Below are 327 nucleotides of genomic sequence, written 5' to 3'. Positions count from 1 at the left end.
GATAAATTAGATTTAAGTCAAGTACAAAAAAATCATTTCAAATCATTAATAGACAAAGCTAAAGACGAAAAAGCAGTAAATAAGGTAATAGAAGATGCTAAAGAATTATTAGATGCAATAATTGATGCAAAATTTAATAAATTAGCACCAACTGATGATGAAGCAATAATGAAAAAAGCATTAGAAATGCTTGACAATGCTTTAACAAAATCAGATGTTGAAGATATAATCAATAAAATAAACAAAGAAGTAAAAGCAGCAAAAGATTTGAAAGATGCAAAAGAAAAAGCAATTAAGGAATTAAAAGCAGCTGGAATTACAGGACAA

General features: G+C 26.3%; 1 protein-coding gene. It reads left to right on the top strand.

Features of this window, described 5'->3' with window-relative positions; genetic code table 11:
- On the top strand, positions 1-327 hold a 327-nt coding region (locus HMPREF3045_RS09300), incomplete at both ends, for a GA module-containing protein (protein ID WP_180363003.1).

The organism is Anaerococcus sp. HMSC075B03 (assembly GCF_001815585.1).
GTDB classification, from domain to species: Bacteria; Bacillota; Clostridia; order Tissierellales; family Peptoniphilaceae; genus Anaerococcus; species Anaerococcus vaginalis.
The sequence above is the reverse complement of the archived record's forward strand: the minus strand, read 5'-3'. Positions and strand labels throughout refer to the sequence as shown.